Source organism: Wolbachia endosymbiont of Menacanthus eurysternus (genome assembly GCA_029715105.1).
Taxonomy (GTDB): domain Bacteria; phylum Pseudomonadota; class Alphaproteobacteria; order Rickettsiales; family Anaplasmataceae; genus Wolbachia.
The window spans coordinates 528,374-541,150 of the sequence record CP085695.1 but is presented as its reverse complement, the minus strand read 5'-3'; the positions used below and the strand labels follow the sequence as shown (position 1 = coordinate 541,150).

At 27.1% G+C, this 12,777-nt stretch carries 8 protein-coding genes; 4 read left to right on the top strand and 4 right to left on the bottom strand.

All coding sequences use genetic code 11. The annotated features are described in order from the left end of the window. Nucleotides 1–211 precede the first annotated feature (211 nt). Nucleotides 212–2,107, bottom strand: coding sequence for a molecular chaperone HtpG (gene htpG, locus LJI21_02240; protein ID WFW29580.1), 1,896 nt, complete (start codon nucleotides 2,105–2,107; stop codon nucleotides 212–214). A gap of 630 nt (nucleotides 2,108–2,737) precedes the next feature. Between htpG and LJI21_02235 the strand changes: the two genes are divergently transcribed. The 4 genes from LJI21_02235 (at nucleotide 2,738) to der (ending at nucleotide 7,324) form a co-directional block, all read left to right on the top strand. After that, on the top strand, nucleotides 2,738–3,376 hold the full coding sequence (locus tag LJI21_02235) for an HAD family hydrolase (GenBank protein ID WFW29579.1): 639 nt from the start codon (nucleotides 2,738–2,740) through the stop codon (nucleotides 3,374–3,376). 8 nt (nucleotides 3,377–3,384) lie between these two features. Further along, nucleotides 3,385–3,873, top strand: coding sequence for an RDD family protein (locus tag LJI21_02230; GenBank protein ID WFW29971.1), 489 nt, complete (start codon nucleotides 3,385–3,387; stop codon nucleotides 3,871–3,873). 373 nt (nucleotides 3,874–4,246) lie between these two features. Next, entirely contained in the window at nucleotides 4,247–5,365 is a 1,119-nt protein-coding gene (mnmA, locus tag LJI21_02225; GenBank protein WFW29578.1) for a tRNA 2-thiouridine(34) synthase MnmA, read from the top strand. A 552-nt stretch (nucleotides 5,366–5,917) separates the two neighbouring features. Further along, complete coding sequence (gene der / locus LJI21_02220; protein WFW29577.1) at nucleotides 5,918–7,324, top strand: ribosome biogenesis GTPase Der; 1,407 nt, start codon at nucleotides 5,918–5,920, stop codon at nucleotides 7,322–7,324. A 765-nt stretch (nucleotides 7,325–8,089) separates the two neighbouring features. Here der and secA read toward each other — a convergent pair. The 3 genes from secA to LJI21_02205 all read right to left on the bottom strand — a co-directional run bounded on the left by secA (nucleotide 8,090) and on the right by LJI21_02205 (nucleotide 12,578). Continuing rightward, nucleotides 8,090–10,741 carry a preprotein translocase subunit SecA gene (gene secA / locus LJI21_02215; protein WFW29576.1) on the bottom strand — a complete coding sequence of 884 codons (2,652 nt, stop codon included), beginning with the start codon at nucleotides 10,739–10,741 and terminating at the stop codon, nucleotides 8,090–8,092. Nucleotides 10,742–11,188: 447 nt separating this feature from the next. Next, nucleotides 11,189–11,593 (bottom strand): invasion associated locus B family protein, encoded by a 405-nt coding sequence (locus LJI21_02210; GenBank protein ID WFW29575.1) that lies wholly within the window; start codon nucleotides 11,591–11,593, stop codon nucleotides 11,189–11,191. Between the two features lie 88 nt (nucleotides 11,594–11,681). Then, on the bottom strand, nucleotides 11,682–12,578 hold the full coding sequence (locus LJI21_02205; protein ID WFW29574.1) for an RNA polymerase factor sigma-32: 897 nt from the start codon (nucleotides 12,576–12,578) through the stop codon (nucleotides 11,682–11,684). Between the last annotated feature and the right edge of the window lie 199 nt (nucleotides 12,579–12,777).

Sequence of the window (12,777 nt, the reverse complement as noted above, 5' to 3'; positions counted from 1 at the left end):
TATTTTAATTTGTAATGGCTTAACAGTTTTTAAAAAAGCAATTGATAAAGGCTTAGTTAAATTTTTGATTTTAAAGGGTGTGAAGTTTGCATTTTGTACTTAGTGGATTTTTATGGTTTTTGATGTAGAAAGTATTGTTAGTTTTATAAAAGAGATAATCTTTTTATTACAAAAATTTAAGTTTGAATTAACTTTAAAAAGCTCCATGATATTAGATGGTAATTATGCTGAGTAAACTATTTAACCTTTTAGCAAATAGATTTGCATTATCCATTTCTTCGCCTTCTACAATGCAAGCTTGATAGAACAATAGGTGAACCATATTTTCTAGTATTGGGTTTTCCTTATTTTTATTATAAGATTCCATTATTTTTTTTATTATGAGATGCTTAGTATTGATTTCAAGTACTTTTGGAGTACGATAGTTTAATTGTTTTTGTTCACGTAAGAAGCGCTCCATTCTAAGGTCCATTGCGCCTTCATCAACTACTAGACATACAGGACTATCGGTTAGCTTTTTGGAGATTTTTACGCTTTTTACTGAATTGCCCAGAATTTTAGTAAAATATTCTAATATAGAATTTACATCTTCTTCATTTTTTTCTTCGATTAACTCAGATTTTTTGTTTTCTTTTTCCGAATTGAATCCTTCTAAGTCAACATCTGCGCGAGTTACAGATTTAAATTTTTTATTTTTGTAATCATGAATTACACTAGTCCAAAAGTCATCTACTGGATCAATAAAAAGAAGAACTTCTAATCCTTTATTTATAAATCCCTCAAGTTGTGGGCTATTTTTTACCGAATCCAAATTATTTCCTGTGAGATAATAAATATATTCTTGTTTTGGCTTCATTTTGTTTATGTAATCATCGATACTGACTAGTTTAGTATCGTTCGTGCTATAAAACCTACAAACTGATAATAGTGTTTCTCTTTCATCGATTGGCATAGCTTCGCAAAGACCCTCTTTTAAAACTGCACCAAAATTTGTCCAGAATTTTGTATATTCTTCTAGATTTTCTTTTGCTTTTTTTCCAAGTTCAGATATTACTCGTTTAGTAAGAGATTTTCTAATTTGTTCAATAACTCGGTTGTTTTGCAGCATTTCTCTACTGATATTAAGTGGTAAATCTGGTGAATCTACTATACCTCTAAGAAAACGTAAATACTGTGGTATAATCTGTATATTATCTTCTGTTATGAACACTTTGTTTACATGTAATTTTACAGAGCATCGTCTATCCGGATGAAATAAATCAAAAGGCTTAATAGAGGGAATGTAAAGTAGGTTTATATATTCTATTGCACCTTCATTTTTATTATGCAATATCATCCATGGTTCTCCACCAATATGTGAAACACTTTTGAAAAAATTACTATACTCTTCTTGAGTAATATTTTTTTTTGGTTTAGTCCAAATCGCAGCCTTACTGTTTAATTTTTCGCTTTTTTTATTTTCATCTATAAATTCAACAGGAAAATTTATATGATCTGAATAAGTAGTGACTATATTTTCAATGCGAAATTTATCTAGGAATTCGATTTCTTCGGGACGCATGATTAAGGTTATTTTAGTGCCACGAGGAACTTGATTGCTTAATTTTCTGACTGAATATTCTCCATCTCCTTTTGATCTCCATTCCCAAGACTCTTCTTCTCTTGCTTTTTTAGATTCAACTATTACCTCCGAAGCAACCATAAAACTTGAATAAAAACCTACACCAAATTTTCCAATTAATTCTATAGTTTGGCTTGAATCTTTATTGTTTTTGATTCTTTCTAAGAATTTTTGTGTACCAGAGTTAGCAATTGTGCCTAGATTAGTTATTAGATCATTTTTATTCATTCCGATTCCATTATCGGTTATATATAGTTCATTTTTATTTTTATTAATACTAATAGTAATTTTTAACTCATCATTTGAATTTAAAAAACTGGAATCTAGTTGTGATTCATAACGTAGTTTATCACATGCGTCCGATGCATTTGATATTAACTCACGTAAAAAAATATCCTTATTAGTGTAGAGAGAATGAATTACTATATTTAATACCTTCCCTACTTCAGCATCGAATTTTAAATTTTCAATTTCTTGTGTATTCATTTTAAACTCCTTATTTAATACCAATATAATTTTTGTATTACAATCTTTCAAGGTTAATAAAAGTTAAATAAAACTTTATAGTGTGTTTAAATTATTATTTAAAGTCTCTTGTTGTTAGTGTGTTTTTATCTCTATTGTGGAATTAGAAATAAGTTGAGGTTTATTTCAAGATTTCATTTAAGTGATGTAAATTATTAATTTTAATGTTTATTTACTAAGAAAATTTTTATATCTTATCTTATATATAAGAGGACACGAGAGATGAAATGTATTTTTATATTTAAGTTTTTATTTATATAAATTTGGTTTAATCAGAACTTTTTTAGAAAATAGAAAATTGTGCATTTTATATACATTTCAATTTTGTTTAATTTTTAGTTTTATTTCATTTAATTTGATTAATTTTGGCTTTTATAAAATTTTATCATGAGGAAAATAATATATGCTTTATAATTTTAATTTATACATGTTTTTAGAGAGAGTTATTATTTTTATAAAGCTTTTTTATATAGTATATTCATGTCAGTATCATTAGGGTAATAGTGATTATATATTAATATATGTTATTTATTAAAGTTTTTTTATTATTTAATAAAAAATATTTTACTTGTTAATATAAAATACGTAACAATGAAAAATAGCCCGTTAGCAGTAGTATTTGATTGGGATAATACTTTGGTTAATACTCAAGAGAATATTTTTAATGCTATTAAGCATACTTTAGACTCAATGGGATACGAGAATGAAGTTTTCGATAAAAGTTTTTATGAGTCAAGGGAGAGTTATATGATTAATTTGTTTGGTAATCAATGGAAGAAAGCAAATCAAATATATCAAGAATATTTGGATAATGCTTTATTACAGAATATAACTTTGAATCAAGGGGTAAGGAAGATGTTGCAGAAATTAAAAAGTTATAGTATATATTTAGCAATAGTAAGTAATAAAAAAAATACTAATTTACGTAAAGAGGTGGCTTATTTTGGACTAGACTTTTATTTTGAAAGAATAGTTGGTTCGTATGATACAGTCGAAAACAAACCGTCTCCAGTTCCATTATTATTTGCACTTGAGAGATGCATATTACCAATAAGTAAAGAGAATGTGTTTTTTATCGGTAATAGTATTACGGATGTTTTATGTGCGCAAAATGCAAACTGTTTGCCTATAGTGTATGGACAATCGATAAATAAATATGGGGGTTTATTGTGTTTTCAACGTTTTGATGAACTCACAGATTTTATAATAAAGTATTTGGAAAATAAATAATGAATATTATTACAGAAGTTGCAAGCCTTAGGAGGCGTTTTTTTGCATATTTAATAGATGTTGTAATTTTATTAATTCCAAATTTATTGGTCATATCTTTGTTAAAAGATTTTCCGTTGATTTTATATTTAGTGTATATGTGTATAAATTGTAGCTATTTTACATATTTTATATCTTCGGAAACACAAGCAACTCCAGGTCAACAGGTAATGAGTATATATACTACGAGTATAGATGGCTCTAAAATAGATCTGGGTTTAGCATTTGATAGGAGTATTTCTCAGTTTTTTCTTCATTTATTAAATAATATAATAGCTATTCTTATTGAATTTTTTCAAGAAAAAAGTTTATTAGTTGGAATTTTTAGTATATTGGGAGTGATTGTGCTGCTGCTTACTTTTTGTTGGTATTTAGTTGCTTGTTTTTCTCAAAAGAAGCAGACATATCATGATATATTGTTTGATACAGTTGTTGTAGAGGGAACTTTTACAAAGTGAATAAAATTATGCACATATATTTTAAGGTTATATCTATGTTATAACTAATTATAATTGAAATTTTCTTTATTTATTTGTTAATCAATCTTAATCTAGTAAAGTTTTTCTAAAATTTAGTCTTATTGTGAAGATGATCTATTTCGTAGTTAGTTCAATTAAATAGTCTTTATTATAAAAAAGATGGGTGTTTTATAAGGTATATAAATTTTAACATGTAATTTATTTGTGTTAAGTCTTACTTTAATAAGTAAATGTTTATTTGTAATTATAATTGTATTATATTTATATTTTATGATTTTACTTGCTAACGATGTTTTTAGTTGTATAAGTTATTTATGTGATGTTATAAATGGATGATGGTCTGTGAGGGGCTGTGTTAAACAAATTTGAGATTAAACCTTTATTAAAAGGTAAGCCTCCATGTCAAACTAAAGTTGTAGTTGCAATGTCTGGTGGTATTGATAGTTCTGTTGCAGCAGTATTATTGTACCATCTTGGATATCAAGTAATTGGTATAACTTTGCAATTATATAGTGACGATACTAGTAGTGTTAAAAAAGGTTCGTGTTGCGCTAGGCAAGATATTTACGATGCTAAGCGTGTAGCTGAAAATACAGGTTTTTCTCATTATGTTTTGAACTACGAGGAAGTATTTAAAAAAGAAGTGATAGAAGATTTTGTGAATACTTATGTGCGTGGAGAGACTCCTATACCTTGTATAAGGTGCAATCAAATTGTGAAGTTTCGTGATTTATTGCAAGTTGTAAAGAATTTAGGTGCAGATGTTCTTGTTACAGGACATTATGCGATAAGATTAGAACAAAATGATGGAGTAAAGTTATACGCAGGGATCGATAGAAATAAAGATCAAAGTTATTTTTTATTTACTATAACAAAGGATCAATTAGATATTTTGAGATTTCCACTTGGTAATTTTTATAAGAGCGATATAAGAAAATTAGCAAAGTATTTTAATTTATTAATTTCTGAAAAACCAGATAGCCAGGACATATGTTTTGTTTCTAAAAATTATAGCGAAACCATAGCTAAATTGGCTCCACAATCTATACAGAAAGGTAAAATTATAGATATATATGGAAAAATACTTGGTGAACATGATGGTATAATAAATTTTACAATTGGGCAAAGAAAGGGTCTTGGTATTACTCATAGTGAACCTCTTTATGTTATAAGAATTAATGCAGAAAACAATGAAATTGTAGTAGGTCCAATTAATGCATTAATGCAGAGAAAGGTGTTAGTAAAAAATTTAAATTGGTTAGAAAAACCAAAAAGAGGGATGAAAGTTATTGTAAAGCTACGTTCATCCCATTTAGGATGTTTAGCAAAACTGTATCCGATTGAAAGACAAAATAAAGCTTATGTTATTTTGTTGAACAACGATTATTTTGCTATTAGTCCTGGTCAGGCTTGTGTAGCGTATATAGATAATCAAGTTATAGGAGGTGGTTGGATATGTTCTTTTTCTTGAAATTTAAAAGAAAGATAATTAGAAATTAGTATATGTTTCCTAGAGATAATATGAGTTATTTAGTAATGTGATTTTGTAGGCTTTTGTCTTATAGTGAGGATTGATGTATAGGAGTGAGTGAAATTGTTTAACTACGTTATTTTTTTATATAGGGAGGGTTACCAGAAATTTCTTTTGAAATGTTTTTAGTTTCTTTATGGATAAAGAGAGCGTACTTTCTTAGAGTAAAGAGTTGTTAATAAAGAGTTAATTAAAAGTTGTTGACGCTTGTCTTTTTTTTTAAAAAAAAAGGGGGGGGATTATTTATCGTTTTAATATTTTATGGCTAAGAAGCTTCTTAGTGATATAATTGGTGATCTGTAGAGATTTTATTTCAGTGTAATTAAAAAAAGATCTTTTAAAATGTTTATTTTGTTATGCTAAGTTTGCAAATATTTATTTAATATATAACTTTTAGAAATTAAAAAATTAATAGAATATTGGAAGTTATGCTTACAAATATATAAAAAAGAAAACTAGAGTTTTAGTTTTAGTAAAATTTAGGGTATATGGATGTTAAAAATCACTATAGTAGGTTTACCAAATGTTGGCAAGTCAACCTTGTTTAATAGATTAGTAGGAAAAAAGACAGCAGTAGTTAGTAATGTTTCGGGAGTAACAAGAGATAGAAATGAGAAAGTTGGGAGGATCAGTAATTTAGAATTCGAAATTACTGATACAGGAGGATGGAATAACAAGAGTGATTTCTCGCTACAAATTATTAAGCAAGTAGAATTTTCTTTATTAAGAGCAGATATGGTTCTTTTTCTTGTTGATGCAAGGATACAAGATGAACAAAATAAAGAACTTGCAAAATGGTTAAAAAAGAAAACAAGTAAACCTGTAGTGCTTGTAGCAAATAAATGTGAAAGCTATAAATCTGAAAATCTTGATTATTTACAATTTTTTGATTTCATGGGTCCGGTATATATTTCAGCTGAATGTAATCTTGGTATGGTTGATCTTTATGATGCATTAACCTGTATTGTCCGATCTATAGATTCTTCATCATCTATTATTTCTGGGGTTGTTGATTATTTACATCAAAAAAAAAATGAATTAATTTCAGGGTTACATACTAAAATAGTACCAGATCAAGCTAATAAACTTGCTAAGATGAAGATTGCGATCATTGGTCGTCCAAATGTTGGGAAATCTACTTTTTTAAATAGCTTTCTTGCAGAAAATAGGCTGATAACAGATTCGAAGCCAGGTACTACACGTGATTCTATTGATATTACATATTATTATAATGGAAAGTTAATTACATTAATTGATACAGCTGGAATTCGTAGAAAGGCAAATATTATAGGTAGTTTAGAATCAAAATTTGTTGAAAAGAGTATTGAATCAATAAAACGCTCTCATGTAGTAATTCTAATGTTGGATTCTGTTGTTGGTATTAAACATCATGATTTATCAATTAGTAAAATTGCAATTGAAAAGGGAAAGGGTATTATTTTTGTTTTAAACAAGTGGGATCTAATGAGTAAAAATGACAGGAGTAATTTTGTATGTTTTATGAAACAACAGATAATTCATTTAGAAGTATCGGCTATGACAATTTCTGCATTGAAAAATATTCGTTGTTCTAATGTAATAGATAAATGTCTTGAGATAGGTGAATTTTTGAATAAAAAAATTAGTACTGCAAAATTAAATAATTGGTTAGCTAATACTTTAGACAAACATTCTCATCCTCTTGTTAATGGTGGTAGGATAGTTAAAATAAAATATATTGTTCAGGTTGGAACTAAACCTCCAGCTTTTTCTTTAATATGTAATGTACCTGAATATATTAATGAAAGTTATAAACGGTATTTAATTAATGATCTTAGAAAGAGCTTTTTTATTAAAGGTGTACCAGTTAGATTATTTTTTAAAAAAAATAAAAACCCTTACAGGAATAATATATGTTGAAAACGTTTAATTTAATATTTTAAAAGAGAGCTTTATAAGAGCTTTTTACTTTGAAGGGGAAAGATGTAGAATAAAGTTTTATATGTTTTATTTTAGTTTTGTGTTTATTTATTAATTTGTTAATTTATAAAATTATTTGATTTTATTTTACAATTTCTAGAAAAATAGTTTTATATAAAATATCTTTTGAAGTTTTTAGCAAAATATTTTTATTGACTCTAAAGGCTAGAATTAGGATATTAAAATAATTTAATTTATTTAATATAATAAACTTTATGGGACCTATACCCCTATAATAAAAGGTCGGTCTTGTAATTTTTTCTATATTGTTTAATAATATCCCTATATTACGGCAGGAAATAATATAATATGAGGTTTGAAATAAAACATTCTGTTTCAAAAATTGAAGCATATATGTTATAATCCACGTCTTTAAAATTTTTTAAGGTTTAAAATTATTATTTTGGTAATCTTTATATTATTTTCTTTCTCATTATAAAGATAAATTTCTTTCTATGAAGATAAATTATATCAGAGAGGATGGTGTATTTAGCTATAAAATATTTTATTATATCAAGTAGGTAATTTTTATATTTTACAAAATAAGATAAAAATAAGTATGATCTGGATCCATTATAAAATGAAATTGCACTCTTTATAATTTTGGGACGGTTTTCTATAGGAAGGGTGTTATATTCTCTAATTTAGAAAGAAATATAATTTTAAATTATAAAATAATTAATTATTAAACAAAAAAATAATTTATTAAAGTAACTGTGTACCATGGCAGTGCTTATATTTTTTTCCAGAATTACAAGGGCATTTATCATTTCTCGAAACTTTTTGGAAGTTGTTCTTTTTAACAGGATGATGGAATTTTATTTCTTGACTATCTGTTAGTTTGAAATGTGCTAAACGATAAATAGTAAGTTCTTTCCACTTTTCAAGCATCGATTCAAACATAAAAAAAGCTTCACGTTTAAATTCACTTAATGGGTCTTTTTGTCCCATAGCACGTAGATTTGAGCTTTGTCTTAAACTTTCTAAAAGAGAAAGATGTTCTCTCCATAAATGGTCGAGTGTCATGATCATTACTTGTTTCACTATTGTGTTCCATAAATCTATAATTTTTTGACTATTAAAATATATTTTCTTTTTTAAAAAAAATTCTTTTGTTTTACTATTTATATAGCTTAAAACTTCTTGCTTTTTAAAAAGCTTTGCTAAGTTTTCTTTGTTAAGAGTTATTCCATATCTCATACAGAATTCTTTAGTTATATCTTCAACATAATCTTCACAATAACCGTTTTGTACTATATTTTCTATTATATTTTCATTTACTTCACTATATATTTCATATAGATCATTGATTTCATTATTTAAAATGTGATTTCTTTGTTTAAAAATGACTCTGCGTTGGTTATTGATTACATCGTCAAACTTAAGTAAAGATTTTCGTACATCATAATTTCTAGCTTCGACTTTCTTTTGAGCCTTTTCAAGTGCTTTACTAATCCATGGATGATGAATAGCTTCGTTGTTTTTTAACCCTACTTTTTGTAAAAAATTTTTTATTCTATCGGAACCAAATATTCTCATTAAATCATCTTCAAGGGATAGAAAAAATTTAGAAAGTCCAGGATCGCCTTGGCGACCTGAACGACCACGTAATTGATCATCTATTCTTCTACTTTCATGTCTTTCGGTTCCAATTACGCATAAGCCTCCGGCTTTTATAGCGATTTCTTTATCTTTTTTTACTTTTTCAACTATTTCTTGATATTTTTTTATTTTATCGTAAGAATTTTTTATTTTATTTAGTTCAATTTTTGCTATCATTTCAGCGTTACCGCCAAGTCGAATATCAGTTCCACGTCCAGCCATATTAGTTGCTATAGTAATATTTCCAGGTATTCCAGCTTGAGCTATTATGTATGCCTCTTGTTCATGATAACGAGCGTTTAATATTGAATGTTTAAGAGAATTTTTTTTTAGAAGTGTAGAAAGTTTTTCGGAATTTTCAATACTAGCTGTACCAACTAAAACAGGTTGAAGTCGTTTGTGACATTCTTTTATAAATTTCAATACAGCATTAAATTTTTCTTTTTCTGTACCATAAATTTCATCATCGACGTCTACTCTTTTTATGGATACATTAGTTGGAATTTTTATTACATTTAATTTATATATATCACGAAATTCTTCTGCTTCTGTTATTGCTGTTCCAGTCATACCAGAGAGTTTGTTATACATGCGAAAGTAATTCTGAAATGTGATTGATGCTAAAGTTTGATTCTCATATTGAATTTTAAGATTCTCTTTCGCTTCAAGTGCTTGATGAAGGCCATCGGAATATCTTCTGCCGTTTAGTATGCGTCCAGTGAACTCATCAATAATTATTACCTTACCATCCTTTACTATGTAATCCTTATTAGCAATGAATAATTTATGGGCACGTAATGCTTGATTTATATAATGAGTCATTATCATATTACCTGTATCATAAAGTGAAGAATTTTCAGGAATAAGATTGTATAATTTAAGTAGTTCTTCTACTTGTGAAATACCTTTTTCAGTAAGAAATACAGTTTTACCTTTTTCATCAATTTCATAATCAGAATCGAGCAATTTAATTACTATTTTATTTATATGTTCGTATATTTGATTATCTTCTTTTACCGGACCAGAAATAATGAGAGGAGTCCGTGCTTCGTCAATTAATATAGAGTCTACTTCATCTATTATTGCATAATTAAATCCTCTTTGTACCATATCTTTCTGAGAAAATTTCATGTTATCTCGTAAATAATCAAAAGCAAGCTCATTATTTGTTGAGTATACAATATCTGCATTATAAGCCTTTTTTCTTTCTTGATCTGTTAAATCATTTGTGATAAATGCTACAGAAACTCCAAGAGAGCTATATAATTTATTCATCCATTCTGTATCTCGTTTTACGAGATAGTCATTGACAGTTACAACGTGTACTCCTTTTCCTTCTAAAGAATTTAGATATGCAGCTAGAGTTGCAACTAGTGTTTTTCCCTCACCTGTTTTCATTTCCGATATCATACCACTGTGAAGTACTATTCCACCTATTAGTTGAACATCAAAATGTCTCATACCAAGAAATCTTCGAGATGCTTCTCGTACAATTGCAAATGCTGGTACTAGAAGATCATTTAATGTTTTTCCGTTTTTTAATTCTTGTTTAAATTTTTTAGTTTTATTAGCTAATTCTTCATCAGATAAATTTTGCATCTCGGATTCTAAAGAGTTTATTTGTTGAATAATTTTTTTAAAGGATTTTAATATTTTTTTATTTGTTGATATAGATGTACTTTTTATAAAAAAAAATAATAATATAAAAATGAAAAATATAAGGATAACTGTTAAAATTAGTGCAGAATTCGACATAATCTATAATGCGCGTTCTATTCTTAATTAAATAAGAGAATTATTATATTGTTAAATATAGTTTATAACAATTATATATTAAATTAGAAAATTTTAGTGGTATCATTCATTTAAAAGCTTTTCTTTTATAAAATATTTTTTTTTAAATTTTATAATTTAATTCCTTAAATATTGATTATTTATAATAGATTTATTATCTCATTAATTTTAATGTTTGGTGATTTTGTTCTAATTTTTAATCAATAAATCAATTATGTACATTTAAAATGTAATAAGCTTTGAAATTTTTAAATTGAGCTCTAAAACTATTTTATAAAATTTAATAACTACGAAATTTTTATCTATTATACCTTCTGTTAAGAATACGGGACGAGATCAGAAGCTCCTACTTTAATATTTCTTTTTGGTTTATATTATCTCATTTTTAATAATTATTTATTATGACTATTATTTTATATGACATAGATTGTGCATTTTTTGGTATGCTTTTTTAAAACCAAGCAGAGAATAAGTATCATCAACAGTTGTTGCTTCATTTGTTTTTCCATTAACTTCCATTGAGAGCCCTTGTTTCATTTCAATAATTAGTTCTTGATCTGTTTTTGTACACTCTGTCCATGCAAAATCCTCTTGTATTATTGGTAATGTATATTTAACTTTTTTATCAATATTAAGAATTACAGGTTCATTATAATAACGAAAACCGGAAGTAACACTGACTTCATCAGCCTTTTTATCGACATAGATGACCATTATATATGGTTTTCGATTAGTTTTGTAATGTTTACTTTTCTTTTTAGGGTATGATACAATGTAGCATACTCTTTCCCCATCCTCCAGTGCAGTATACACGAACCAATCTTTATATTTATCTTTCAAATGTATATCACTAATTGATGTGAAAGCAGATATTAGAAAAAACGCTAGGAGCGCGAAAAATTTAAGCATATAAGCCAAGCTCTAAACTTTTTAGGTGTATATGCCGTTTTATTTTACCCATCGCTTGTTCGGCTAGTTGTCTTATTCTTTCTTTTGAGATGCAATATTTTTTGCTAAGTTCATCTAAAGTTTGAGAATTTTCAGATAGATATCTGCTGATAAAGATATCTCTTGATCTTTCATTGAGATTTGCTAGTGCGCTATTTAAAATAATTTCTTTTAACTCTTTTTCTTCATGTTTTTGATAAGTCATTTCTTGATTAATTGTTGAATTATTGCATGGAATTATGTCTTGTAATTCTTTTTTAGAGCTATCGCCTATTTTTATACATTTGTTCAGCGATTGATCTTGATAAGCTAAGCGATAACTCATTTGTATAATATCCCCTTCAGATACAGAAAGTTCATTAGATATTGATTTTATTTCTTCATTATTTAATGTCTCTCTATTTGTATATCGTAAAATTCTTTTTTTTATTTTACGTAAACTAAAAAATAGTTTTCTTTGTGCTTGAGTCGTACCTATTTTTACAAACGACCAAGATTTTAATATAAAGTCTTTTATTGAGGCCTCAATCCACCACATTGCATAAGTTGAAAAGCGAAACCCTAAATCAGGATTAAACTTCTTTATTGCATGCAGTAAACCCATATTTCCTTCCATCACTAAATCCATTAGTAATAATCCGTAATTTTTGAATTTCATTGCAATTTTTATTACTAAATTTAAGTGACTTGTAATTAATTTATGAGCAGAAGAGATATCTTTGTGTTGGTGCCAATTTTTTGCTAGCTGTATTTCTTCTTCTTGGGATAAAATAGGAAACTTTTGTACTTCGACAATGTATTGTGACAGACTAGAGCTATTGATACACAAATCAGATGTTGGAACTAACATAGCAAACCTAAACAAACTTGTAAGTACAATATATAGATTTTTATAAAAATTCAAGTCTTTCTTTTTAGTAAAGAAGGGGCCGGTGAGGAAGAAGTGTTGCTATCCAGTGTTTTATAATACTAGGATCTACAATTAAGCAACGCTTCCAGTCCTTCCCCTTTTATTACCAAGAAAAACTTTTGCTTTTTAAAAATATTGC

Bases quoted from the DNA above. Each gene is read 5' to 3' on its own strand.
- htpG (WFW29580.1), bottom strand. From the start codon at position 2,107: ATGAATACACAAGAAATTGAAAATTTAAAATTCGATGCTGAAGTAGGG.
- LJI21_02235 (WFW29579.1), top strand. From the start codon at position 2,738: ATGAAAAATAGCCCGTTAGCAGTAGTATTTGATTGGGATAATACTTTG.
- der (WFW29577.1), top strand. From the start codon at position 5,918: ATGTTAAAAATCACTATAGTAGGTTTACCAAATGTTGGCAAGTCAACC.
- secA (WFW29576.1), bottom strand. From the start codon at position 10,741: ATGTCGAATTCTGCACTAATTTTAACAGTTATCCTTATATTTTTCATT.
- LJI21_02205 (WFW29574.1), bottom strand. From the start codon at position 12,578: ATGTTAGTTCCAACATCTGATTTGTGTATCAATAGCTCTAGTCTGTCA.